Raw genomic sequence first — 24,984 nt, 5'->3', positions numbered from 1 at the left:
CCGCCGTGGCATGGCGCGCTTATGGCATCGCTCCGTATCCTGGTCGACGCCGACGCCTGCCCGGTCAAGGACGAGATCTACCGCGTCGCCTGGCGCACCGGCGCGCGCGTCGCGATCGTCAGCAACGCGCATCTGCGCGTCCCCGCGCACCCGCTGATCGAGCGCGTCGTGGTCGCCGACACGTTCGACGCGGCGGACGACTGGATCGCCGCGCACACCGACCCGGCCGCGATCGTCGTCACCGCGGACATCCTGCTCGCCGACCGCTGCCTCAAGGCCGGCGCCGCGGCGGTGATCGCGCCCAATGGCAAGCCCTTCACCACCAGCTCGATCGGCAGCGCGGTGGCGGTGCGCGCGATCATGAGCGACCTGCGCGCGGGCGGCGACCGCATCGGCGGCCCCGCCCCGTTCGGCAAGGAGGATCGCTCGCGTTTCCTGTCAGCGCTCGACGCCGCGCTGGTCCGCGCCGGTCGCGCCCGGCGCTGACGCCGCGGCGACGCGCTCCGCCGCCTCCATCACCCGCAGCACGTTGCCCCCGGCCAGCTTGGCGACATCGGCGTCGCGCCAGCCGCGGCGCAGCAGCTCGGCGAGCAGCGCGGGATAGGTCGAGACGTCGCCGAGCCCCTCGGGCAATTGGCCGCCGACCCCGTCGAAGTCGGAGCCGATCCCGACATGGTCGACGCCCGCGACGCGCGCGATATGGTCGATATGGTCGGCCACCTCGCCCAGCGTCACCCGCGGCGCGGGATGCGCCGCCAGCCACGCGGCATAGAGCGACGCGGCCTTGTCGGGCTGGCCGATCGCGATGCCATTGTACGGCGGCGCGTTGAGCCGCGTCTTCTCCGCCGCCGAATCCGCCGACCAGCGCCGCATCGCGTCCGAGATATAGGGCGTGGCGAAATTGACCATCACCACCCCGCCGTTGCGCGCCACCAGCCGCAGCACGTCGTCCGACACGTTGCGCGGATGGTCGTCCAGCGCGCGCGCGCTGGAATGCGAGAAGATCACCGGCGCGCGCGTGACCGCCAGCGCGTCGCGCATCACCTTCTCGCTGACATGGCTGAGATCGACCAGCACGTTCAGCCGGTTGCACTCGCGCACCACGTCGCGGCCGAAGGCGGTGAGGCCGTCGTGGCGCGGATCGTCGGTGGCGCTGTCGGCCCAGGCGATCGTGCGCGAATGGGTCAGCGTCAGATAGCCCGCGCCCAGCGCCGCATAGCTGCGCAGCACGGAGAGGTTGCCGTCGATCTGCCCGCCGCCCTCGACTCCGATCAGCGCGGCGATCCGGCCCGCGCGATGCGCGCGGCGGACGTCGGCGGCCGTGCGCGCCAGCGCGAACGTGTCGGGGTAGCGGCGCACGATCGCCTTGACGAGATCGATCTGCTCGAGCGTCTGCTCCACCTGTTCCTTGCCGGGCAGATCGGGCGACACCCACACCGACCAGAACTGGCCGCCGACCCTGCCGCGTCGCAATCGCGCGAGGTCGGTCTCGTAGCGCGCCGGCCGCGCTCCGAGGTCGCGCAGGTCGAGCGACCAGCGCGCCTCGCCCTCATTCTCGCGCAGCGCCTCGGGCCAGTCGTTGTGGCCGTCGATCAGCGGGGTCTCGCGCAGGATCTGCGCGACGCGCGCCGCCAGCGCGGGGCTCGGGGCGGCCGGCGCCGCGGCCGCCAGCGCGATCAACGCGGCGATCATCGCGGCGCCCGCGCGCGGCGCGGGGCGGCGGGGCCATCCTCGTTGGCGGGGGCGCCGGCCTGGCGCTGCACCTCGTGGAGATGGAGCATGGATTCCATCAGCGTCTCGTCGGGGCTCGACATCACGCCGAGCACCTCGGCCTCGTCGCAATCCTCCGCGGCGAGATAGGCGTGCCCCATGTTCGAGTCGATGTAGATCGCCTGCCCCGGCGACAGTGTGACCGGATCGTAGAATTCGGTGTGGACCACCACCTTGCCGCTGAGCACGTAGATGAATTCCTCCCCCGAATGACGCACCGGCGCGCCGAACTCGGCGAGGCTGCGCGCGCGGATCTTGGTGACGACCGGGATCATCCGCTTCCGCCGCAGCTCGGTGCAGAGATAGTAATAATCGTAGTTGGGCGTCTCGACCCGCACCGAGCGCTCGGTGTCGCCGAGGCTGCGGCGCGCGGTGACCGGCTGGGCGGGATCCTCCTCGCCCTCGGCGAACAGTTCGGACATGCGCAGCCCGAGTCGCTGGCCGAGCGACTGGAGCTTGTCATAGGTCAGCGTCAGCCGGTCGTGCTCGATCTTGGATAGGGTCGAGACCGGGATGCCGCTGCGCGCACTCATCTCTTTGAGCGTCCACCCCTCGCGCGCACGCAGCCCCTTGAGCAGCGCGCCCAGCGTCGGCGGCGCGGTGTCGGCGGATCGATGTTTCTCAGCCATTGACGCGTTTTCCATTCGGGATCACACTGTCCTGATCGGAACAAGTGTTTCAATCCTACCGGGGCGGTGCGCCGGGGGCAACTGGCCGAGACAGAGGGGAGCGCGATGCGGATCAGACCTTGGATGACGGCGATCGTCGCGGCGCTGGCCGCGGGCACCGGCGCGGCGCAGGGCCCGGCACCGGTCCCCGCCCCGCGCGCGGTCGCGACCGCCGCGCCCGCCCCCGCCCCGATCGCCGCGGCGACGCAGGGCGCGCGCGCGCTGACGGCGGAGGATCTGGCGGCCTGGCTCGACGGCTTCATGCCCTACGCGCTCCACCAGGGCGACATCGCGGGCGCGGTGGTGACGGTGGTGCAGAACGGGCAGATCATCGCAAACAAGGGCTATGGCTATGCCGACGTGGCGTCGCGCCGCCCGGTCGACCCGGCGCGCACGCTGTTCCGCCCCGGCTCGGTGTCCAAGCTGGTGACCTGGACCGCGGTGATGCAGCAGGTCGAGGCGGGGAAGATCGACCTTGACCGCGACGTCAACGCCTATCTCGATTTCCGCATCCCGCCGCGCGACGGCAAGCCCGTGACGATGCGCCAGCTGATGACGCACACCGCGGGCTTCGAGGAAGCGGTCAAGGATCTGATCGCGCACGATCCCAAGGCGCTGCTGCCGCTCGACGCCTATCTGAAGCGCTGGGTGCCGCGGCGGATCTTCGCGCCGGGCACGACCCCGGGCTATTCCAACTGGGGCACGTCGCTCGCGGGCTATATCGTCGCGCGCGTCGCGGGCCGGTCGTTCGACGATTATGTCGAGCAGCGCGTGTTCGGTGCGCTGGGCATGCGCACCGCGAGCTTCCGCCAGCCGCTGCCCCCCGCGCTGCGCCCGCTGATGGCGAGCGGCTATCCGCGCGCCTCGGAGAAGCCCGGCGCGTTCGAGATCGTCGTCCCCGCCCCGGCGGGCGCGCTGTCCGCCTCGGGGCTCGACATGGCCAAGTTCATGATCGCGCATCTCCAGGGCGGGCGCGGGCTGATGCGCGCCGACACCGCGCGGATGATGCACCAGAGCCCGCTCGACCGCGTCGACCCGATGTCGCTGATCCCGCCGCTCAACCGCATGGAGCTCGGCTTCTTCGAGACCAACGTCAACGGCCGCGAGGTGATCGCGCATCTCGGCGATACCGAGAATTTCCACACCTCGCTGCACCTGTTCCTCGACGAGGGCGTGGGACTGTACGTGTCGTTCAACAGCGCGGGGCGCGACGGCGCGGCGCACACGATCCGCGGCCAGTTGTTCCAGGATTTCGCCGACCGTTACTATCCCGCCACCGCGCGCGACGGGCGCGTCGATGCCGGAACCGCCGCGGCGCACGCGCGCGCGATGGTGGGACTGTGGCAGAACAGCCGCCACTCACAGTCCAACTTCATCGACGTGCTCAACCTGTTCGGCGAGACCAAGGTGGCGGTCAACGGCGACGGGCGGCTCGTGATCGACGCGCTCAAGGGCCCCGGCGGCGCGACCCAGGTGTGGGACGAGATCGCGCCTTATGTCTGGCGTGACCGCGGCGGCCACGACCGGCTCGCCGCCAAGGTGATCGACGGCAAGGTGGTGCGCTGGAGCCACGATGGCTTCTCGCCCTTCATGGTGTTCGACCGCGTGCCCGCGTCGCGCTCGGCGGCGTGGCTGCTCCCCGCGCTCTACGCCAGCCTCGCGGTGCTCGCGCTCAGCGCCTTGTTCTGGCCCGCCGCCTGGTTCGTGCGGCGCCGCTACAAGGTGGCCGCGACCGCCGCCGGCGCCGGGCTGCGCGCCTATCGCGCCAGCCGCGTGATGGCCTGGGCCGAGATCGCGCTGCTCGGCGCCTGGACGACGTTCATCCTCATGGCTTTCAGCAATCTCGACATGCTCGGGCGCAGCAACGACTGGCTCGTCTGGCTGCTCCAGCTTCTCGGCGCGATCGTCTTCTACGGGGCGGTGGTCATCATGGCGTGGAACGCGTGGCAGACGTGGCGCGACGGGCGCGGCTGGGCGCGGCGCGGCTGGTCGGTGCTGATGCTGCTCGCCTCGCTCGTCGTCGTCTATGTCGCCGAGACGTTCGGGCTGCTGGCGATGACGGCGAGCTACTGATGCCTCGGCTCACGGTCGCGACCCAGACGCTGCGGCTCGCCGAGCCGTTCCGCATCACCGGCTATGTCTTCGAGACCGCGGACGTGCTGGTCGCCACGCTCGACGACGGGACGCACCGCGGGCGCGGCGAGGCCGCGGGCGTCTACTATCTCGGGGACGACCTGGCACACATGCGCGCGCAGATCGAGTCGGCGCGCGCCGCGATCGAGGCGGGCGCGACCCGCGATGCGTTGCGAACGATCCTGCCCCCGGGCGGCGCGCGCAATGCGATCGACGCGGCATCGTGGGAGCTGGAGGCCGCGCGCGCGGGACGGCCGGTGTGGCAGCTCGCGGGGCTCGAGCCGCCGCGCGCCTTGCTCACCACGCTGACCGTCCCCGCCGACACACCCGCGGCGATGGCGGCCAAGGCACGCGGCTATGCCGGCGCGCGCTCGATCAAGGTGAAGCTGACCGGCGAGCTCGACCTCGACCTCGATCGCGTCACCGCGATCCGCGCGGCGCGCCCCGACGTGTGGCTGGGCGTGGACGGCAACCAGGGTTTCGCCCGCGCCGACCTGCCGCGGCTGATCGAGGGATTGGTGGCGTGCGGCGTGGCGCTGCTGGAGCAGCCGTTGCCGCGCGGCGCCGACGCCGAGCTGGAGGGGCTCGCCTCGCCGATCCCGATCGCGGGCGACGAGAGTCTGTTGTCGCTCGCCGACGTGGCGGGCGCGGTGGGGCGGTTCGACGTGGTCAACATCAAGCTCGACAAATGCGGCGGCCTCACCGAGGGGCTGCTGATGGCGCGCGCCGCGCGCGACCTCGGCCTGGGGGTGATGGTGGGCACGATGGTGGGCACCAGCCTCGCCACCGCACCCGGCTTCGTGCTCGGCCAGCTCGCCGACCTGGTCGATCTCGACGGCCCCACCTTCCTCGCGCAGGACCACTCCCCCGGCGTGAGCTATGCCGACGGCACGCTGTTCGCGGGAGCGGACGTCTGGGGCGGCGGCGCGTGAGCGAGCCGACCTGGTTCGGCCAGCCGCGCGGGCTGACGATCCTGTTCCTCACCAATATGTGGGAGCAATTCTCTTACTACGGGATGCGCGCGCTGCTGGTCTATTACATGACCAAGCAGCTGCTGTTCGCGCAGGGCCATGCCTCGCTGGTCTATGGCGCCTATACCGCCGGCGCCTATCTCACGCCGATCGCGGGCGGGGTGATCGCCGACCGGCTGCTCGGCAAGAAGCGCGCGATCGTGATCGGCGGCACGCTGATGGCGGCGGGGCACGTGATGATGACCTTCGAGCCGCTGTTCTACGCCGCGCTCGCGACGATCGCGCTGGGCAACGGCCTGTTCCTGCCGAGCCTGCCGAGCCAGATCGACGACCTCTACGCCCCGGGCGACCCGCGCCTGGGCTGGGCGTACAACGTCTATTACGTCGGGGTGAACATCGGCGGCTTTCTCGCGCCGCTGCTGTGCGGGACCTTGGGCGAGCTGTACGGCTGGCATTGGGGGTTCGGCGTCGCCGCGGTGGGGATGGTGCTGGGGCTCGGCGTCTATCTGTGGGGCCAGCGCTACCTGCCCGAGGCGGCGCGGCGCCCGCCGCCCGCGCGCGTCGCGGGAAGCGGCTTCCCGCGGCGCACCGCGCTGCTGCTGGTCGCGATCGCGCTGGCGGTGACGGTGTTCCGCGGTGCCTATGAGCAGGTGGGCAACACCGTCGCGCTCTGGGCCGACACCGGGGTGGACCGGCGCGCGGGCGCGCTGACGGTGCCGATGACCTGGTTCCAGTCGCTCAACCCGCTGCTGGTGATGCTGCTGACCCCCGCGTTGCTGGCGCATTGGCGGCGCCGCGCCGCGGCGGGGCGCGCCGAGGCGCCCGCGCGCAAGATGGCGGCGGGCGCGGCGGTGGTCGCGCTCGCCTATCTGCTGCTCGCCGCACTGACCGCGCGCGGGGGCACGACGCATTGGGCCTGGCTCGCCGCCTTCTTCGCGGTGTTCACGCTGGGCGAGCTCTACATCCTGCCGACCGGGCTGGGGCTGTTCGCGCGGCTCGCCCCCGCGGGCTTCGGCGCGACCACGGTGGCGGCGTGGTACCTCTCGATCTTCGCGGGCAGCTTCTCGGCGGGGCTGGTCGGCACGCTGTGGAGCCGGCTCGATCCCGGCGCCTATTTCCTGCTGCTCGGCGCGATCGCGGGTGCGGCCGCGCTGCTGCTGCTGGCGATCGCCCCCTATGAGCGCCGGATCGCGAAACGGGATTGACTTATTTCCGATTAGGACAACTATTCTCCGATCGGACAAAGTCGCGGCGATCGAGTCCCGCGCGGGTCCATCGGCAAGGGGTTGGGCTGATGACGACATCGAAGCGCATGCTGACGATCACCACCGCGGTCGCCGCGCTGCTCGCCGCCGGCACGGCGCGCGCGCAGGCCGCGCCCGAGGACGCCGCCGAGACCGCGCGGCCGCAGGGCGAGGAGGTGGTGGTCACCGCGCAGAAGCGCGAGCAGACGCTGATCGACGTGCCGCAATCGGTGTCGGTGGTCGGCGGCGAGGCGCTGGAGCGCAACCAGGCGACCAGTTTCAAGGATTATCTGAAGCTCGTCCCCGGGCTCCAGCTCAACCAGACGACGCCGGGGTTCGGCCGGCTGGTGCTGCGCGGGATCAACACCGGCGGGGTAGCCTCGACGGTGGCGGTCTATCAGGACGAGACCGTGTTCGGCTCGTCGAGCGGGCTGGTCAACGGCGGCATCCTGGCGGGCGATTTCGACACGTTCGACGTCGCGCGGATCGAGGTGCTGCGCGGGCCGCAGGGCACGCTGTACGGCGCCAACGCGCTCGGCGGCATCCTCAAGTTCGTCACCAACAAGCCCGAGTTCGACCGGATCGAGCTGCGCGCGCGCGGCAGCGTCGAGGCGGTGAAGGGCGGGCGCGAATCCTATCTGGGCAGCGCGGTGATCAACCTGCCGCTGGCGGAGACGCTCGCGGTGCGCGCCTCGGGCTTCTACCGCGACATCGGCGGGTTCATCGATTCGGTCGGCACCGGCGGCTCGGACGTGGCGCGCGACATCAACGGGTCGCGCAGCTATGGCGGGCGCGCCTCGCTGCTGTTCCAGCCGAGCGCCGCTCTCTCGATCCAGCTCAGCGCCAACCTCCAGAACCTCGACGTCGACGCGTCGGACAGCGTCGACGCCGATCCGACTACCGGGCGGACGCTCTACGGCCGGCTGACCCAGTCGCGCTTCTCGCCCGAGCCCAGCGACATCCGCTATCGCGTCTACAACGGCGTGGTCGACTATGACCTGGGCTTCGCCAGCATCGTGTCCGCGACCAGCTACAGCACGCTGGCGCAGCGCTTCAGCGCCGATTTGACGCCCTCGATCGGCGCGATCGTCGAGGAGCAGCTCGGCGTCGCCAACGATTTCGCGCAGCTGCAGCGCACCGAGGTGAAGCGCTTCACCCAGGAGCTGCGGCTCCAGTCGCCCGCGAGCACCATGTTCGAGTGGCTGGTGGGCGGCTATTACTCGCACGAGAAGGGCAGGATCGATCAGGATTACCTCGCCTATACGCCGGGCACGACCACGCCGGTGGCAGGGCTGCCGCTGCTCGGCCTGTCGGTGCTCGACTCGCGCTACGAGGAGGTAGCGGGCTTCGCCAACGCGACGCTGCACCTCGGGCGCGTGTTCGATCTCACCTTCGGCGGCCGCTACAGCCACAACAGCCAGCGCGCCGACCAGACCACCGACGGCGCGCTGACGGGCGCGCCGCTGACCATCCTGCCGACCGCGCGGTCGAAGGAGGACGTGTTCACCTGGTCGGTCTCGCCCAAGATCAATCTGGGCGAGCGCGCCGCGGTCTATGCGCGCGTCGCCAAGGGGTTCCGCCCGGGCGGCCCCAATGCGCTCTCGCCCGACGCGCCGCCCGAGCTGCGCACCTATGATTCCGACAGCCTCGTCAGCTACGAGGCCGGGGTGAAGGCGGAGACGAGCGACCGCAGCTTCGCCATCGATCTCGCCGCCTTCCACATCGACTGGTCCGACATCCAGGTGATCGGCCAGATCGGCCAGTTCGGGCTCAACTTCAATGGCGGCAAGGCGCGCAGCGACGGCTTCGAGTTCACCGCGACGCTGCGCCCGACCCGCGGGCTCGTCACCTCGCTCAACGGCGCCTATACCGACGCCAAGCTGCGCGACGACACGCCCGAACAGGTCGGCGGACTGCGCGGCGATCGCCTGCCCTACACCCCCGAGTGGAGCGTCGCGGCCAACGCCGACTACGAATGGTCGGTCGGGCGCGATGCCCAGGCGTTCGTCGGCGGCTCGATCCGGCTGCTGTCGGATCAGCCCGCCAGCTACAATGCGTCGCTGCGCGCGGCGAACGGGCGGCAGGCGTCGATCGACGGCTATGAGGTGGTCGACCTGCGCGCGGGGGTGGACTTCGGACGCTTCTCGGTCGAGGTCTATGCCAAGAACCTCACCGACGTGGATGGCAAGACATCGCTCGATCTCGCCGCCCCGCCCAATGCCCCGTTCGGCGCCGCGAGCGCGGGCGTGATCCGGCCGCGAACCGTCGGCGTGACGCTGGGCGCCGGTTTCTGAGCCGCGCGGTGGTCGACCTCCCCGCCCCCTATCTGCTCTTCCTCGGCGACGTCACCGAGCCGGGTTTCGCCAAGACCGCGTTCGGCCTGCGCGACTGGGCGCGCGATCGCTGCCTCGGCGAACATGCGCTGCCCGCGGCGACGGTGACGACGGGGCTGCCGCGGCTCACGCCCGCGGAAGCGGCCGCGCAGGGCGCGCGCGCGCTGGTGATCGGGGTCGCCAACCAGGGCGGCGTGATCCCCGACGCCTGGCTGCCCGCGCTGGAACAGGCGCTCGCCGCGGGGCTCGACCTGGTGGCGGGAATGCACGCGCGGCTGACCGACCTGCCGCGGCTGCGCGACGCCGCGGCGCGCCACGGGCGCCAGCTCCACGACCTGCGCGTCCCGCCGGCCGACCTGCCGATCGCGAGCGGGCGGCGGCGCGCCGGCCGACGGCTGCTGACGGTCGGCACCGATTGCGCGCTGGGCAAGAAATATACCGCGCTGGCGATCGCGCGCGGGCTGGCGGCGCGCGGGGTGGACGCCACCTTCCGCGCCAGCGGACAGACCGGGATCATGATCGCGGGCAGCGGCATCGCGATCGACGCCGTGGTGGCCGACTTCGCCACCGGCGCCGCCGAGCTGCTCAGCCCCGCCGCCGACCCCGACCATCTCGATGTGATCGAGGGTCAGGGCTCGCTGTTCCACCCGGCCTATGCGCCGGTGTCGCTGGCGCTGCTCCACGGCAGCCAGCCCGATCTGTTCGTCGTGTGCCACGAGCCGGGACGGCGCCAGATCCTGGGCCATGCGCATTATCCGGTGCCCGCCGTCGAGGCGGTGATCGCGCAGACGATCGCGGCAGGGCGGCTGACCAATCCGGCGATCCGCTGCGCCGGCGTGAGCCTCAACACCGCGCGGCTCGATCCCGACGCAGCGGCGCGCGCCATCGCCGAGACCAGCGAGCGGCTCGCGCTGCCCGCGGCGGACCCGATGCGCGGCGGCGACGCCTTCGAGCGGCTGCTCGACGCCTGCGAGACATGAGCCGCTGGCGCGACCGCTTCCGGCGCTATCTGCTGCCCGGCCTCGCCTTCAAGGCGGTGGTGATCGGCGGGGGCTATGCGACCGGGCGCGAGATCGCCGAATTCTTCCTGCCCGCGGGCGCCTGGGGCGGGCTCGCCGCGATGCTGCTGGCGACGATCGTCTGGGCGGTGGTGGCGGCGCTGACCTTCCGCCTCGCGCATCACGTCGGCGCGCGCGATTACCGCCATTTCTTCCAGGCGCTGCTGGGCCGCTGGTGGGTGGCCTTCGAGGCGGCCTATGCCGCCTTCGTCGTGCTGGTGCTCGCGGTGTTCGGCGCCGCGGCGGGCGCGATCGGCGCGGCGACGCTGGGGCTTGCCCCGCTGGTCGGGACGGTCGCGCTGCTGGTCGGCATCACCGGCTGCGTCGCCTTCGGCAATGTCGGGGTGGAGCGCGTCTTCGCCTGGGTGTCGCTGCTCCTCTACGCCACTTACGCCGCCTTCCTGGCGCTCGCCTTCGCGGGGTTCGGCGATCGTGTCGCCGCGGGCTTCGCCGCCGCGCCCGCGCCGTCGGGCGACTGGGCGCTCGGTGGACTGACCTATGCGGGCTACAATATCGTCGGCGCGGTGATCGTGCTGCCGGTGACGCGCCACTTCCGCGGCGCGCGCGACGCGCTGATCGCCGGCGCGATCGCGGGACCGCTCGCGATGCTGCCCGCGCTGCTCTTCTTCGTCAGCATGGTCGCCTTCCTGCCCGACGTGGCGAGCGCGGTGCTGCCGTCCGATTATATCCTGGCGCGGCTCGGCCAGCCGCTGTTCCACCTGCTGTTCCAGCTGATGATCTTCGCCGCGCTGCTGGAGAGCGGCACCGGCGCGGTCCATGCGGTGAACGAGCGCGTCGCGCGCGCCGGCGTGACGCTGACCGCGCCGCGTCGCGCCGCGCTCGCGCTCGCGCTGCTGCTGCCGTGCATGCTGGTGGCGGACCGCGTCGGGCTCGTCACGCTGATCGCCGCCGGCTATCGCGCGCTCGCCTGGGCGCTGATCGCGATCTACGTCCTGCCGCTGCTGTGGGTGACGCTGCTGCGCGCCACCCCGGCGCGCGCGCCGCTCCCGGAGACGCCATGAAGACCCCGATCGCGCTCGCCCCGCTGCTGTTGCTCGCCGCGCCCGCCAGCGCCGACCCGCCCGCCGGGCTCGACCGCCGTATCGAGGCGGTGCGCGCCGCCTCGGGCACGCCGGGCATGGCGGTGGCGATCGTCGAGGATGGCAAGGTGGTGCTCGCCAAGGGCTATGGCGTGCGCCGGCTCGGCGAGACGGCCCCGGTCGACGCCGACACCTTGTTCATGATCGGCTCCACCGGCAAGGCCTTCACCAGCGCGGCGCTGGCGACGCTGGTGGACGCGGGCCGGATCGGCTGGGACGATCGCGTCATCGATCATCTGCCCGATTTCCAGATGTACGATCCCTGGGTCACGCGCGAGATCACGGTGCGCGACCTGCTGGTGCATCGCAGCGGGCTCGGGTTGGGCGCGGGCGACCTGCTGATGGTGCCGCGCGGCAAGCTGTCGCGCGCGGAGCTGGTCCGGCGGCTGCGCTTCCTTCGCCCCGCCACCAGTTTCCGCAGCGGCTACGCTTATGACAACATCCTCTACACCGTCGCGGGCGCGCTGATCGAGCGGGTCAGCGGCCAGACGTGGGAGGATTACATGCGCGATCATGTGTTCCGCCCCGCCGGGTTGCGCTCCGCCACCGCGGACATGGTGCGCCAGCTCGGCGCACCCGATCGCGCGCAGCCGCACGCCCGCGCTGGCGGCGCGGTGCGCGGCACCGGCGCGATGCGGCTGCTCGACGAGCGGGACCGGCTCGGCCAGGCGGGCGCACCCGCGGGGCTGATCGCGGCGAGCGCGACCGATCTCGCGCGCTGGCTCCAGATCCAGCTCGCGCAAGGCGCGCTGCCCGAGGGCAAGGGCCGGCTCTATTCCGCGGCGCAGGCGGCGGAGATGTGGACGCCGGTGACGCCGATGCCGATCGAGCCCTATCCCGCGCCGGTCGCGGAGATCACGCCCCAATACCAGGCCTATGCGCTGGGTTGGGACGTGCGCGACTATCATGGCGCGCAGATCGTGTGGCACGCCGGCGGGTTGTTCGGCTTCACCACGGTGGTGGTCCTGATCCCGGAGAAGAAAGTGGGCTTCGCGATCGCGCTCAACAGCGAGGAAGCCGAGCCGCGCCACGGGCTGATGTGGGAGTTGATCGACCATTATCTCGGCCTGCCCGCGCAGGATTGGCCCGCGCGCTTCGGCCAGTATCGCCGCGCGCGCATCGCGGCGGCGGAGGCGGTGGTGCGCCAGCGCGCCGCCGCGCCCGCCAAGGTGGGGCCATCACTGTCGCTGCCGCGCTACGCCGGGCGCTATGCCGATCCCTGGTACGGCGAGCTGGTGATCGGCCGCGACGCGCGCGGGCTGACCGCCGATTTCACCACCACGCCCAATATGCGCGCGCGGCTGGTGCATTATCAGTATGATACCTTCGTGGCCACGTTCAGCGACGCGGCGATCGAGCCCGCCTATCTGACCTTCGCGCTCGACGCCGAGGGCCAGGTCGCGCGGATCACCGCCAAGCCGGTGTCGCCGCTCGCCGATTTCAGCTTCGACTATCAGGACCTGCTGTTCACCCCCGTGACGGCGGCGCGCTAGGACAGGTCGCGGGACGCTTCTTCTCTTCCGTCATCCCGGACCTCGCCCGGGATGACAGAAGGACTTCGCGAAGGTCCCGCTTGCGCAGGGTCCCACACCAACGGCCGGCGCGCGCACCGCGTCAGATCCCGCCGGCCACCACCTCATGCCCCGCCGCAGTCAAGGCGGTGGTGAGCATCGCGAGGCAGCGCTCGACCGCGGCGGGGTCGGGCGAGCGCACGACGAAATTGGCGCCGGTCCGCCCGTCGCGGAAGAAGGGGTAGCTGCCGATCGCGACGCCCTCGTGCGCGCGTTCGGCGTCGCGGAGCAAGTCGGCGACCTCGCTCTCCGCCACCCAGCAGCCGATCGTGCCGCTCACCACCGGGCGCCCGCCCTCGAGCGTTCCCGTCAGCGCGTCGAGCATCCCCGCGGTGATGTGCGGCACCCCCGCCATGATGAAGATATTGCCGACGCGGATCCCCGGTGCGCCCGAGACGCGGTTCTCGATCAGCGTCGCCCCGTCCGGCACGCGCGCCATCCGCAGCCGCGCCGGGGTGACGCCGCCGCGCGTGGCGTAATAGCGCTCCAGCACCGCCACCGCCTCGGGGTGATGCACCACCGCGACGCCCAGCGCGGCGGCGATCGAATCCACTGTGATGTCGTCGTGCGTCGGGCCGATGCCGCCGGTGGTGAAGAGATAGTCGTTGCGCGCGCGCAGCTGGTTGACCGCCTCGACGATCGCGGCCTCACGGTCCGCCACCACGCGCACCTCGGCGAGGCGGATGCCCTGGACGTTGAGCCAGCTCGCCAGTTGCGCCACGTTCTTGTCCTGGGTGCGGCCGGAGAGGATCTCGTCGCCGATCACGACGAGCGCCGCGGTCCAGATGCGTTCGGTCTCCATAGCGGGCGGGCATAGCCTCGCATTCGCGCCCTCGCCACGCTATATCGCCGCGATGACCGATTATGTCACCGTCACCAGCGACGCGCCGCACGGGCGCACCGGCGCGATCAAGCTGCACGGGCGCGATGCCTTCGACGGCATGCACAAGGCCGGCCGGCTCGCCGCCGAGACGCTCGACATGCTGGTGCCGCACATGGTGCCCGGCGTGACCACCGCGGCGCTCGACAAGTTGATCTACGACTTCATCCTGGCGGGTGGCGGCGTGCCCGCGACGCTCGGCTATCGCGGCTATGCGCACAGCACCTGCATCTCGATCAACCATGTCGTCTGCCACGGCATCCCCGCGGACAAGCCGCTCAAGTCGGGCGATATCGTCAACGTCGACGTGACTCCGATCGTCGACGGCTGGCACGGCGACTCGAGCCGCATGTACCTGATCGGCGACGTGCCGCTGAAGGCGAAGCGGCTGGTCGAGGTGACCTATGAGTGCCTGATGCTCGGCATCGAGCAGGCGCGCCCCGGCAACCACATGGGGGACGTGGCGCATGCGATCCAGCGCCACGCCGAGTCGCACCGCTACGGCGTGGTGCGCGACTTCTGCGGGCACGGGCTGGGCCGGCTGTTCCACGACGCGCCCGAGGTGGTCCATGTCGGGCGACCGGGCACGGGGGTGGAGCTGCGGCCGGGCATGATCTTCACGATCGAGCCGATGATCAACATCGGCCGCCCCGACGTGAAGCTGCTCGACGACGGCTGGACCGCGGTCACGCGCGACCGCTCGCTCTCGGCGCAGTTCGAACATTCGATCGGCATCACCGAGGACGGCTGCGAGATCTTCACCAGCTCTCCCGCCGGGCTCGACAAGCCGCCCTATTGAGCGCCGCGCGCGCTCGCTCGATCCCGCATCTCCCTGTCTCATAACGGCAATCAAACCGTCATGGGGCCGACCCCGACCTAGTGCAGGCGCCTCCGTCAACGATGACGGGGGATTGAACCATGACCGCCAAATTCGCGCTGCTCGCCGGCGCCGCCTGCCTGTTTTCCGCGCCCGTGCTGGCGCAGGACGCGCCACCCCCCGCCACCGCCGCGACGATCGACCGCGGCGCACCGGAGCAGCCGACCGAGGGCGAGGATGTCGTCGTGCTCGGCTTCGGCCAGAGCCGTCAGGTGCAGACCGTCACCGCGGCCGATCTCGAGCGGCTCACCCCCGGTACCTCGCCGCTCAAGGCGGTCTCCAAGCTGCCCGGCGTCAACTTCCAGTCGGCCGACGCGTTCGGCGCGTACGAATGGTCGACCCGCATCTCGCTGCGCGGCTTCAACCAGAACCAGCTCGGCTTCACGCTCGACGGCGTGCCGCTCGGCGACATGAGCTACGGCAACGTCAACGGCCTTCACATCAGCCGCGCGATCCTCTCGGAGAACATCGCTAGCACCACGGTGGCGCAGGGCGCGGGCGCGCTCGGCACCGCCTCGACCAGCAACCTCGGCGGCACGCTCCAGTTCGTCAGCCGCGCGCCGTCGGACACCGCCGACCTCGCCGCCTCGGGCACCTATGGCAGCGACCAGACCTATCGCGCCTTCGTCCGCGCCGAATCGGGCGATCTCGGCGGCGGGCTCAAGGGCTATTTCAGCTACGGCTTCCTCAAGACCGACAAGTGGAAGGGCTTCGGCGAGCAGCGCCAGCACCAGGCCAATGCCAAGGTGGTGAAGGAGGTGGGCGAGCACGGCAAGATCACCGCCTTCCTCAATTTCTCCGACCGGCGCGAGAACGACTATCAGGACCTCAGCCTGGACATCATCCGCCGCCGCGGGCTGAACAACGACAATATCTCCGACAACTATCCGCTCGCGCTCCAGCTCGCGCAGATCGCGCAGAACCAGGCCGCGCGCGCGGCCAGCGCCACCGCGGCCCTGCCCTATCCGGGCGTGGGCCTCGCCTTCCCGGCGGGGATCGGCACGCTCGACGACGTCTATTACGACGCCGCCGGGCTGCGCCGCGACTGGCTCGGCGGGGTGACCTTCGAGGCGCAGCTGCTGCCGCAGCTGTCGATCGTGTCGACCAGCTATATCCACCGCAACAAGGGGCAGGGTTCGTGGATCACGCCCTATCAGCCCACGCCGGCGGGCGCCCCGAACGCCGACGGCACGCCGATCACGGGCGGCTCGGCGCTGTCGTTCCGCACCACCGAATATCGCATCATGCGCGCGGGCAATGTCACCAACGCCGCGCTCGAGCTCGGCGCCAACCGCCTCGAGGTCGGCGCCTGGTATGAGAGCAACGCCTTCGACCAGGCGCGCCGCTTCTACGGCATGGCCGACGGCACCACGCCCAATCGCCGCGCGCTCGACTATCAGGCGAACCCGTTCTTCACGCAATGGGCGGGCAATTACGACACCGAGACGCTGCAATATCACGTCGCCGACACGCTCCAGCTCGGCCGGCTGACGATCAACGCGGGCTGGAAGGGCATGCGCGTCGAGAACAAGGCCAACCTGCTCACCGGCGTGCTGGTGGCGGGCACAATCGAGTCGAAGGACTGGTTCCTGCCCCAGGCCGGCGCGGTCTTCGCGCTGGGCGGCGGCGCCGAGCTGTTCGCCAGCTACACCGAGAATATGCGCGCCTTCGTCTCGGGTACGGCGGGGCCGTTCGGCACCACCCAGACCGGCTTCGACGCGATCCGCTCGCGCATCCGGCCCGAGACGTCGAAGACCGCGGAGGGCGGCGTGCGCCTGCGCGCCGGCGGGCTCCAGCTCTCCGCGGTGGGCTATTACATCGACTTCAACGACCGGCTGCTCACCTTCCAGAACGGCTCGGGCATCCAGGGCAACCCGCCGACGCTCAACAACGCCGGCGGCGTCGAGAGCTACGGCGGCGAGGTCTCGGCCTTCTATCGCGTGCTCCCGCCGCTCAGCCTGTTCGCCAGCTACAGCTACAACAAGGCGACCTATCAGGACGACGTCGTCGACGCCGCGGGCAATGTGCTGACCGCGACCGCGGGCAAGACCGTGGTCGACACGCCCGAGCACATGGCCAAGGGCGAGATCGTGTACGACGACAGCCGCTTCTTCGGCCGCGTCGGCGCGGACTATATGGCGAAGCGCTATTTCACCTACCTCAACGACCTGTCGATCGTGTCGCGCGTGCTGGTGGACGCCAGCATCGGCGTGCGCTTCGGCGAGAACATGGGCGTCTTCCGCGGCTTCGCGCTCGAGGGCAGCGTCACCAACCTGACCGACAAGAAATATGTCGCGACGATCGGCAGCAACGGCTTCGCCGCCAGCGGTGACAATCAGACGCTGCTCGCCGGCGCGCCGCGTCAGTTCTTCGTCACGCTGCGGCGCGGCTTCTGAGCCGGATCGCGGGTCGGCCCTTCCCTCGATGGGCCGGTCCGAGGTGTGCGCCGCGCAACCACCCGCGTCTCCCGGCGGTTCAACACCGCATCATCGCAGGAGGCGCTATGCTCGAACACGTTCCCCATTGGCTCGGCAGCCTGTTGCACAACGTCCGCGCGGGCCATTCCAAGCTGGTGATCGTGCAGGACGGGATCGTGCCCGCCGGCGGCGCGCAACTGGCGCTCTCCAGCCCGGCCTTCGCCGATGGCGCGCGGCTGCCCGATCGCTTCACCGCCGACGGTGACGGCGTGTCGCCGCCGCTCCTGTGGTCGGGCGTGCCCGCGGGCACGGTCGCGCTCGCGCTGCTGGTCGAGGATCCCGACGCCCCCACGCCCAGCCCGCTTGTCCATGCGGTGGTGTGGAACCTGCCCGCCGACGCGTCGGGGCTCGACGAGGGCGCGATCGCGGCGGACGGGCGCGGCGCCTTCGACGGCTCCGACGTCGGGCGCAACAGCTATCAGCAGGAAGGCTGGCTGCCGCCCGATCCGCCCACCGGCCACGGCAGCCATGACTATGTCTTCCAACTGTTCGCGCTCAGCGACGCCGCCACACTGGACGTGAATCCCGGGCGCAGCGCGGTGCTGGAGGCGCTGCGCGGGCGCGTGCTCGCCGCGGGGATGCTGGTCGGCACCTATTCGCGCGGTGAGCCCGCCGCGGTCGGGCCGGTCGGCACCGCCCAGCCCGCCTGACCCGATGCGCGATCCCATGCCCCGCGCGATCCCCGCCGCGCCGCGCTGGCTCGGGCTTGCCGGGCTGCTGCCGCCAGCGGGCTGCGTCGCGGTGGCGCTGGCGCTGCCCGCGTTCCAGCCCGCCGCGGCGCTGGTCGGCGGACTCTATGCCGCGATAATCCTGTCGTTCCTCGGCGGCCTGTGGTGGATGGACTCGCTCGAGCGGCGGGTCGGCGCGGTGGCGCCCTACGTCCTGGCGGTCGCGCCGAGCCTGATCGCATGGGCGGCGCTGCTCGCCTGGCTGCTGGGGGGCGCGCCGCCGGCCTCGTCGCTGGTGGCGCTGGGCGCGGCGGTGCTGGTGTCGCCGCTCGCCGACCGCGCCGCCACCGCCGCGGTCCACGACCTGCCGGGCTGGTGGGCGCTGCGGTTGACCCTGTCGGCCGGGCTCGGATCGCTGACGCTGCTGCTCGCGCTGCTGGCGCGCTAGCCGGCGCGGCTCACCCCTCCGGATCGGGGGCGGTGAAGGGGGAGCAGCACGGCTCGGTCACCGCATGGAATTCCATCAGCTCGATCCGCGTACCGTCGGGATCGTAGAGATTGGCCTGCCACTTGCCGTCGAGCCCCATCTGCGGGCCGTCATGGCGGCCGGTCATCTTCTTGCCGCGGTAGAGTTCGGTGACGGCGGTCTGCATGTTGCGCACGCCGAGCGAGAGGTGGTTGAGCACGCCGAGCTGGCGCGCGTCCAATGACGCCTCGGTCACGCGCGAGCCCTGGCCGACCATCATATATTCGAGCCAGTCGCGCCCGTCAGGCGTCTGCTGCGATACCCAGTCGACCTTGGGCGGCTCGAACGAGCCGAGCCAATAAGGGCGGAAGCCGAGCAGGCGGCGATAGAAGCCGTCCTGCGCGGCGCGGTCGCGCACCGCATGGCCGACATGGATGATGCGCCCGCTGACCGCGCCGGGCACCGCCGCGTCGCTCGTGCGCGTCTCGACGAACTGGACCTGATTGCCCTCGGCGTCGCGCGCGGCGAACCAGCGATCACCCGGGCGCCCCGCGAGCGCGCCGACGTCGCGCGCGCCGTTGGCGAGGAGCCAGCCGCGCAGCGCCGCGGCATCGGCGGTGCGATAGCCGGCGTGCGCGAACAGGCTCGCGCCGAGCCCGGGCGGCGCGGGGAGCACCTCGACATATTGCGTGCCGCTGAGCGCGAAGCGGCGGCCGGCGGGATTCTCCGGGTTCGTCTCGCTGCGCGCGCCGAGCACGCCGACGTAGAAGCGCTCGGCGGCGGCGAGATCGCGGCTGTAGACCGCGAGATGCGAGATGCCGGTGATGGGAGGACGTTCGGGCGCGCGTGCGCCGACCAGCATTATCGCCGCCACTGCCGTCGCCACTCGCCCGAGCCGCATCGGCCACCTCCCCCTGATTTCGCCGGATAATGGCGTTGTAACTGGAGGTTAGCGGCTGACTTCGGGCGTGTCACGGGGCTGCGGGCAGGGAAGCGCGACGAGGCCGCTCGATCGCGCCTCACCCGCCCGACGCGTCGTGATGGGGAGACGACGCGTCTTCCCTCACCGTCATCCCGGGCTCGACCCGGGATCCATCCGTCCGCGCGAGCAACACCGGCTCTCCTCGCGGCACCATGGATCCCGGGTCGAGCCCGGGATGACGAGAAAAGAAAGGCGGGTACCTGCTACGCCGCGGCATCGGCACTACTTCACCAGTAAAAACACGCTTCATGCCCGGTTGCGCCGGCCCTGCCGCCTGCTGTAGCGTCGCGGCAGGAGCGCTGACCGACCGAATGGCGCCGCGGAAGGGAGACGGAGCGTTGCGCGCATCGATCAGCTGGGTGGCCGCGGTGCTGCTCGCCACCGCGACCGCCGCCGCCGCGCAGACCAAGATCCCGGGCGATCCCCATGCCGACGATCCCTCGGGCATCGTCGCCGACCCCTGCCCCGCTCACCCCAAGCCAGCCGATGACTCGGCGCGCGCGATCGCCAAACTCCACGGTCTCACGCGCGATCACGGCCAGCTGTGCCGCTACGCCGCGGCCAACCGCGCGATGACGGAGAAACCGTTGGTCGTCTTCATGGGCGACTCGATCACCGACAATTGGATCAACCTCGCGCCCGACTTCTGGCGCGATGGCCGGGTCGACCGCGGCATCAGCGGGCAGACCACCTCGCAGATGCTGCTGCGCTTCCGCCAGGACGTGATCGATCTGCACCCGCAGGCGGTCCACATCATGGCGGGCACCAACGACGTCGCCGGCAACACCGGCGCCGCCACGATCGAGACGGTCGAGGGCCATATCCAGAGCATGGCCGAGCTGGCACGCGCCAACGGGATCAAGGTGATCCTCGCGTCGGTCCCGCCCGCCGCGGCCTTCCCGTGGAGCCCCGACAAGCGCCCCGCCCCGCAGATCGCCGCGCTCAACGCCTGGCTCAAGGCCTATGCGCGCCGCAGCGGCGCGACCTGGGTCGACTATCACCCGGTACTCGCCACGCCGTCGGGCGCGATGCGCGAGGGGCTGGCGAGCGACGGCGTCCACCCGACCGCGGCGGGCTATGCCGCGATGGCGCCGGTCGCGCTCGACTCGATCCGCCGCGCGCTCGGGCGCTGAGCGTGGCCGCGATCCAGCGCCGCGCCTTTCTCGCCGGCTCGGCCGCGGTGCTCGCCGCGCGCGCCGGCCTCGCCGCCAGTCCGACCGGTGCAGTGCGCGGGCCGGTGCAGCCGACGTGGGAGTCGCTGCGCTCGCACTATCGCGTGCCCGAGTGGTTCCGCGACGCCAAGCTGGGGCTGTGGTCGCACTGGGGGCCGCAGGCGGTGCCCGAGCAGGGCGACTGGTACGGCCGCTTCCTCTACATGCAGGGGCATCCGGTCTACGAGCACCACCTGCGCACCTACGGCCACCCGACCAAGGTCGGGATGAAGGACATCCAGAACCTGTGGAAGGCCGAGCGCTGGGACCCGCAGGCGCTGGTGGACCGCTACAAGCGCGTCGGCGCCAAGTATTTCATGGCGCTCGCCTGCCACCACGACAATCTCGACTGCTACGACAGCCGCTACCACGATTGGAACTCGCTGCGCGTCGGGCCGAAGCGCGACGTGGTCGGCACGTGGGAGCGCGCGGCGCGGCAGGCGGGGCTCAAGTTCGGCGTGTCCAACCACGCCGCGCACGCCTGGCACTGGTACCAGACCGCCTACGCCTACGATCCCGAGGGCCCGCGCGCGGGCGAGCGCTACGACGCCTATCACCTGACCCGCGCCGACGGCCGCGGCACCTGGTGGGACGGGCTCGACCCGCAGCAGCTCTACACCGGCCGCCACATGGTCGCGCCCGACGGCATCCGCACCGCCGCGGCGATGGGCACGTGGCACGAGGCGCACGACGGCCAGTGGATCGAGACGCCGCCCCCGGCCGAGCCGCGCTACGCCGCCCGGTGGCTGCTGCGCCAGGCCGACCTGATGGCCAAGTACAAGCCCGACCTCTGCTACATGGACGACACCGCGCTGCCGTTCGGCGCGATCGGGCTGGAGGCGGCGGCGGACTATTACAACCGCGCGATCGCGTGGCATGGCGCGCCCGAGGTGGTGCTGACCGGCAAGAAGCTGGAGCCGCACCAGCTCGGCGGCATCGTCGAGGACGTCGAGCGCGGCTTCAGCGACCGGCTGCGCGCCGAGCCGTGGCAGACCGACACCTGCATCGGCGACTGGTTCTACAATGTCGCCAGGCTCAACGACCGCAGCTACAAGACCGCCGAGGACGTGGTGCAGCGGCTCGCCGACGTCGTCTCGAAGAACGGCAACCTGCTGCTCTCGATCCCCCAGCCGGGTCACGGCGCGATCGACGCCGAGGAGGAGACGATCCTGGACGCGATGGAGCGCTGGATGGCGATCAACGGCGAGGCGATCTTCGCCTCGCGCCCGTGGCGGATCTATGGCGAGGGGCCGACCCAGGTCGCCGCCGGCGCGCAGAACGAGGAGGCGGCCAAACCTTTCACCGCCGAGGACGTGCGCTTCACCACGCGCGCCGGCGCGCTCTACGCTCTGTTCCTCAAGCCGCCCGCCGGCACCGCGACCGTCGCCGCGCTGGCGGCCAAGCCGAACGCGCCGGTGGTCGAGCGAGTTACGCTGCTGGGCGGCGGCACGGTCGCGCACCGCCAGACGCCGCGCGGGCTCGAGTTCGACCTGGACGGGCGTGCGCCGGGCGGGTTCGTCCCCGCGGTGCGGGTCGACGGGCGCGGGCTGGCATGAGCGGCGCGTCGATGCGGCGGCTGCCGCTGGTGCTCGTCGTCGCGCTCTTCTTCCTGTGGGGCGTCGCCAACAACCTCAACGACGTGCTGATCGCGCATTTCAAGAAGCTGTTCGTGCTGAGCGATCTCGGCGCGGGGCTGGTGCAGTCGGCCTTCTACCTCGGCTATTTCTGCCTCGCCATCCCGGCGGCGCTGACGATGCGGCGCTTCGGCTATCGCGCCGCGGTGCTGCTCGGGCTGTTGCTATACGGCGCGGGCGCGCTGATGTTTTGGCCCGCCGCGGCCTGGCAGAGCTATCCCGCCTTCCTGCTCGCGCTGTTCGTGATCGCGAGCGGGCTCGGCTTCCTCGAGACCTCGGCCAACCCGCTGATGGCGAAGCTGGGCAGCGAGGACAGCGCGGCGCGGCGACTCAACTTGGCGCAGGCGTTCAACCCGCTCGGCTCGATCACGGGCGTGCTGATCGGCAGCCAGTTCATCCTCTCGGGCCAGTCCGGTCCGGTCACAGGCGACGCCGCGCGCGCGGCCGAGGCGGCGGCGGTGCAGCTGCCCTATCTCGTCATCGGGCTGGGCGTGCTAGCATGGGCGGTGCTGATCAGGCTGACGCCCTTCCCGTCGGTCGCGACCGAACGCGACGTCGAGGAAGGCGTCGGCGCCGCGGGTGACTTCGCCACGGTGGTGCGCTCGGCGCGGGTGCGCGGCGGCGTCGCGGCGCAGTTCTTCTACGTCGGGGCGCAGGTCGGCATCTGGAGCTTCCTGATCCGCTACAGCGAGGTGGCGGTGCCCGGCACGGGCGAGCGCACCGCGGCGCATTACCTGACGCTGTCGCTCGTGCTGTTCATGGCGGGGCGGTTCGCGGGCACCGCGCTGATGACGCGCGTCGCGCCGGCGCGGCTGCTCGCCGCCTTCGCCGCGATCGCGGGCGCGCTGACGCTGGCGGCGGCGCTGCTCGGCGGCGCGATCGGCATCGTCGCGCTGGTGGCGACCAGCTTCTTCATGTCGATCATGTATCCGACGATCTTCGCCGAGGCGGTGCGCGACCTCGGCGCGCTGACCAAGTCGGCCGCGGCGCTGCTGGTGATGGCGATCGTGGGTGGCGCGGTGTTCCCGGCGCTGATGGGGCTGGTGTCGGACCGCATTGGCTCGATCGTCGTCGCCATGGTCGTACCCGCGGCCTGCTTCGCGGTGGTGCTGCTCTTTGCGTTGTCGCTGCGGCGGGGGCGCGCGTGATCGACACGCACGTCCACCTCTGGCGCATCGGCGCCAACGGCCACCGCTGGCCCACGCCCGACCTCACCGCGATCCACCGCGACTTCCTGATGGAGGACTGGCGCGCGCTGCCGGGCGCGGCGACGGTCGAGGGCGTGGTGCTGGTGCAGTCGCAGCCGGACGCGCGCGACACCGCGTGGCTGATCGAGGTCGCTTCGAGGGAGCCGCAGGTGCTGGCGGTGACCGGCTGGGCCGACGTGGACGCGCCCGACGCGGTCGCCACGGTCGAGCGGCTGGCGCGCGCGCCCAAGCTGCGCGCATTGCGCCCAATGGTGCAGGACCTCGCCGCCGACTGGTATGACGACCCCGCGCGCGACGCGGTGTGGGACGCGATGGCGCGCACCGGGCTGGTCCTCGAAGCGCTGGTGCGCCCGCGCCACCTGCCGAGCCTCGCGCGGCTCGCGGCGCGGCATCCCGCGCTCACGATCGTGATCGATCACGGCGCCAAGCCGGTGCTCGGCGACCTCGCGGCGTGGCAGGCCGACCTGGCCGCGCTCGCCGCGCTGCCGGGGGTGCGCTGCAAACTCTCCGGCCTGCTCACCGAGCGCGGCCCCGCCGAACCGCCCGCGGCGATCGCGCCCGCCGCCGCCGCGCTGGTCGCGCTGTTCGCGCCCGAGCGACTGATGTGGGGCAGCGACTGGCCCGTGCTCGCGCTCGCGGGCGACTATGCCGGGTGGCAGGCGCAGGCGCGCGCGCTGGTGCCGGCGGAGCATCACGCCTCGGTGTTCGATGGCACCGCGCGCGCCACCTACGGGATCGCCGCATGACGCTGACGCTGCCGCCGCTCGGCATGGGCTGTGCCGGGATCGGCAACCTCTACCGCGAGGTCGACGAGGCGACGGCCGAGGCCACCGTCGCCGCCGCGCTCGCCGCCGGGATCGGCTATTTCGACGTCGCCCCGCACTACGGCTTCGGGCTGGCGGAGGAACGGCTCGGCCGCGCGCTGGCGCGCCATGATCCAAAGGCGCGCACGATCGTCTCGACCAAGGTCGGCCGGCTGCTGGTGCCGACCGATAGCGACGCGCCCGAGCGGCACGGCTTCGTCGCCGCGCCGCCGCTCGAGCCGGTGTTCGACTATGGCCGCGACGCGGTGCTGCGCAGCCACGAAGCCAGCCTCGCGCGGCTCCGGCGCGATCGCGTCGAGCTGCTGTTCGCGCACGATCTCGGCGAGGTCACGCATGGTGCGGATGCCGAGCGCCACCTGCGCGCCTTCCTCGACGGCGGCTATCGCGCGCTGCGCGACCTGCGCGACGCCGGCGCGATCGACGCGATCGGACTGGGCGTCAACGAGATCGCGGTATGCGAGCGGCTGCTCGACGCGGTCGAGCTCGACGTGATCCTGCTCGCCGGGCGCTACACGCTGCTGGAGCCCGACGCCGCCGCCGCGCTGCTCGATCGCTGCGCGCGGGTCGGCACGCGCGTGGTGATCGGCGGCCCGTACAACAGCGGGATCCTGGTCGAGGGCAGCGCCTCGCGTAGCCACTTCAACTACGCCCCCGCCCCCGCCGAGGTGGTCGCGCGGGTCGCCGCGCTGGAGCGGGTCTGCGCGCGCCACGGCGTGCCGCTGCCCGCAGCCGCGCTGCAATTCCCCACCCGCGCGCCGGCGGTGGCCAGCGTCATCCCGGGCCTCGTCGGCGAAGCGCAGGTGGCAGACACGCTGCGCTACGCGCGCCGTCCCATCCCCGAGCCGCTGTGGGACGAATGTCGCGCCGCGCTCGACCTAACATCAACGGAGACATCTGCGTGAGCGACCG

The 24,984-nt window shown here is 71.6% G+C and carries 21 protein-coding genes; 17 read left to right on the top strand and 4 right to left on the bottom strand.

The window, feature by feature from the left end:
* Nucleotides 1–21 precede the first annotated feature (21 nt).
* Nucleotides 22–486 (top strand): YaiI/YqxD family protein, encoded by a 465-nt coding sequence (locus EV292_RS00990; protein WP_132907338.1) that lies wholly within the window; start codon nt 22–24, stop codon nt 484–486.
* Here EV292_RS00990 and EV292_RS00985 read toward each other — a convergent pair.
* Nucleotides 439–1,692 (bottom strand): dipeptidase, encoded by a 1,254-nt coding sequence (locus EV292_RS00985; RefSeq protein WP_132907337.1) that lies wholly within the window; start codon nt 1,690–1,692, stop codon nt 439–441. The two genes, EV292_RS00990 and EV292_RS00985, sit on opposite strands and share 48 nt — an antisense overlap.
* On the bottom strand, nt 1,689–2,399 hold the full coding sequence (locus EV292_RS00980; RefSeq protein WP_132907336.1) for an XRE family transcriptional regulator: 711 nt from the start codon (nt 2,397–2,399) through the stop codon (nt 1,689–1,691). The genes EV292_RS00985 and EV292_RS00980 overlap by 4 nt, the downstream gene beginning before the upstream one ends.
* Before the next feature lie 105 nt (nt 2,400–2,504).
* Between EV292_RS00980 and EV292_RS00975 the strand changes: the two genes are divergently transcribed.
* From EV292_RS00975 to EV292_RS00945, 7 genes are all read left to right on the top strand, one after another.
* The gene (locus EV292_RS00975; RefSeq protein ID WP_132907335.1) at nt 2,505–4,511 is read left to right on the top strand and encodes a serine hydrolase domain-containing protein; all 2,007 of its coding nucleotides are present in this window, start codon (nt 2,505–2,507) and stop codon (nt 4,509–4,511) included.
* Nucleotides 4,511–5,503: a dipeptide epimerase gene (locus EV292_RS00970; RefSeq protein WP_132907334.1), complete on the top strand. Its 993-nt coding sequence runs from the start codon at nt 4,511–4,513 to the stop codon at nt 5,501–5,503. The genes EV292_RS00975 and EV292_RS00970 overlap by 1 nt, the downstream gene beginning before the upstream one ends.
* Complete coding sequence (locus EV292_RS00965; protein ID WP_132907333.1) at nt 5,500–6,747, top strand: peptide MFS transporter; 1,248 nt, start codon at nt 5,500–5,502, stop codon at nt 6,745–6,747. The genes EV292_RS00970 and EV292_RS00965 overlap by 4 nt, the downstream gene beginning before the upstream one ends.
* An 89-nt stretch (nt 6,748–6,836) precedes the next feature.
* Nucleotides 6,837–9,080 carry a TonB-dependent receptor gene (locus tag EV292_RS00960; RefSeq protein ID WP_132907332.1) on the top strand — a complete coding sequence of 748 codons (2,244 nt, stop codon included), beginning with the start codon at nt 6,837–6,839 and terminating at the stop codon, nt 9,078–9,080.
* An 8-nt stretch (nt 9,081–9,088) separates the two neighbouring features.
* Complete coding sequence (locus EV292_RS00955; protein WP_243693537.1) at nt 9,089–10,099, top strand: DUF1611 domain-containing protein; 1,011 nt, start codon at nt 9,089–9,091, stop codon at nt 10,097–10,099.
* Complete coding sequence (locus tag EV292_RS00950) at nt 10,096–11,199, top strand: hypothetical protein (RefSeq protein ID WP_132907330.1); 1,104 nt, start codon at nt 10,096–10,098, stop codon at nt 11,197–11,199. The genes EV292_RS00955 and EV292_RS00950 overlap by 4 nt, the downstream gene beginning before the upstream one ends.
* On the top strand, nt 11,196–12,770 hold the full coding sequence (locus EV292_RS00945) for a serine hydrolase (protein ID WP_132907329.1): 1,575 nt from the start codon (nt 11,196–11,198) through the stop codon (nt 12,768–12,770). The genes EV292_RS00950 and EV292_RS00945 overlap by 4 nt, the downstream gene beginning before the upstream one ends.
* A gap of 121 nt (nt 12,771–12,891) precedes the next feature.
* On the opposite strand, the gene EV292_RS00940 is transcribed toward EV292_RS00945, so the two are convergent.
* Nucleotides 12,892–13,650, bottom strand: a complete 759-nt coding sequence (locus EV292_RS00940) for a molybdopterin-binding protein (protein ID WP_132907328.1) — start codon at nt 13,648–13,650, stop codon at nt 12,892–12,894.
* A gap of 52 nt (nt 13,651–13,702) precedes the next feature.
* On the opposite strand from EV292_RS00940, the gene map reads away from it, so the two are divergent.
* The 4 genes from map to EV292_RS00920 all read left to right on the top strand — a co-directional run bounded on the left by map (nt 13,703) and on the right by EV292_RS00920 (nt 18,198).
* Nucleotides 13,703–14,527: a type I methionyl aminopeptidase gene (map, locus tag EV292_RS00935; RefSeq protein ID WP_132907327.1), complete on the top strand. Its 825-nt coding sequence runs from the start codon at nt 13,703–13,705 to the stop codon at nt 14,525–14,527.
* 119 nt (nt 14,528–14,646) lie between these two features.
* Nucleotides 14,647–17,001, top strand: a complete 2,355-nt coding sequence (locus EV292_RS00930) for a TonB-dependent receptor (RefSeq protein WP_132907326.1) — start codon at nt 14,647–14,649, stop codon at nt 16,999–17,001.
* A 107-nt stretch (nt 17,002–17,108) separates the two neighbouring features.
* Nucleotides 17,109–17,732: a YbhB/YbcL family Raf kinase inhibitor-like protein gene (locus EV292_RS00925; protein ID WP_132907325.1), complete on the top strand. Its 624-nt coding sequence runs from the start codon at nt 17,109–17,111 to the stop codon at nt 17,730–17,732.
* Nucleotides 17,733–17,748: 16 nt separating this feature from the next.
* Nucleotides 17,749–18,198, top strand: a complete 450-nt coding sequence (locus EV292_RS00920; RefSeq protein WP_132907324.1) for a DUF3429 family protein — start codon at nt 17,749–17,751, stop codon at nt 18,196–18,198.
* A gap of 10 nt (nt 18,199–18,208) precedes the next feature.
* Here EV292_RS00920 and EV292_RS00915 read toward each other — a convergent pair whose 3' ends face one another.
* The gene (locus EV292_RS00915; protein ID WP_132907323.1) at nt 18,209–19,117 is read right to left on the bottom strand and encodes a VOC family protein; all 909 of its coding nucleotides are present in this window, start codon (nt 19,115–19,117) and stop codon (nt 18,209–18,211) included.
* 419 nt (nt 19,118–19,536) lie between these two features.
* On the opposite strand from EV292_RS00915, the gene EV292_RS00910 reads away from it, so the two are divergent.
* Genes EV292_RS00910 through EV292_RS00890 form a run of 5 tightly spaced genes read left to right on the top strand, consistent with a single transcriptional unit; the run spans nt 19,537 to nt 24,977 of the window.
* Entirely contained in the window at nt 19,537–20,331 is a 795-nt protein-coding gene (locus EV292_RS00910) for an SGNH/GDSL hydrolase family protein (RefSeq protein ID WP_243693536.1), read from the top strand.
* 2 nt (nt 20,332–20,333) lie between these two features.
* Nucleotides 20,334–21,965, top strand: coding sequence for an alpha-L-fucosidase (locus tag EV292_RS00905; protein WP_132907321.1), 1,632 nt, complete (start codon nt 20,334–20,336; stop codon nt 21,963–21,965).
* The gene (gene fucP / locus EV292_RS00900; RefSeq protein ID WP_132907320.1) at nt 21,962–23,191 is read left to right on the top strand and encodes an L-fucose:H+ symporter permease; all 1,230 of its coding nucleotides are present in this window, start codon (nt 21,962–21,964) and stop codon (nt 23,189–23,191) included. The genes EV292_RS00905 and fucP overlap by 4 nt, the downstream gene beginning before the upstream one ends.
* Nucleotides 23,188–23,997 carry an amidohydrolase family protein gene (locus tag EV292_RS00895; protein ID WP_132907319.1) on the top strand — a complete coding sequence of 270 codons (810 nt, stop codon included), beginning with the start codon at nt 23,188–23,190 and terminating at the stop codon, nt 23,995–23,997. Before fucP ends, EV292_RS00895 begins: the two co-directional genes overlap by 4 nt.
* The gene (locus EV292_RS00890) at nt 23,994–24,977 is read left to right on the top strand and encodes an aldo/keto reductase (RefSeq protein WP_243693535.1); all 984 of its coding nucleotides are present in this window, start codon (nt 23,994–23,996) and stop codon (nt 24,975–24,977) included. The genes EV292_RS00895 and EV292_RS00890 overlap by 4 nt, the downstream gene beginning before the upstream one ends.
* The last annotated feature ends 7 nt before the right edge of the window (nt 24,978–24,984 follow it).

Origin of the sequence: Sphingomonas sp. BK235 (assembly GCF_004345855.1) — a bacterium.
Lineage (GTDB): Bacteria > Pseudomonadota > Alphaproteobacteria > Sphingomonadales > Sphingomonadaceae > Sphingomonas.
This window is presented reverse-complemented; position numbering and strand designations above follow the sequence as displayed.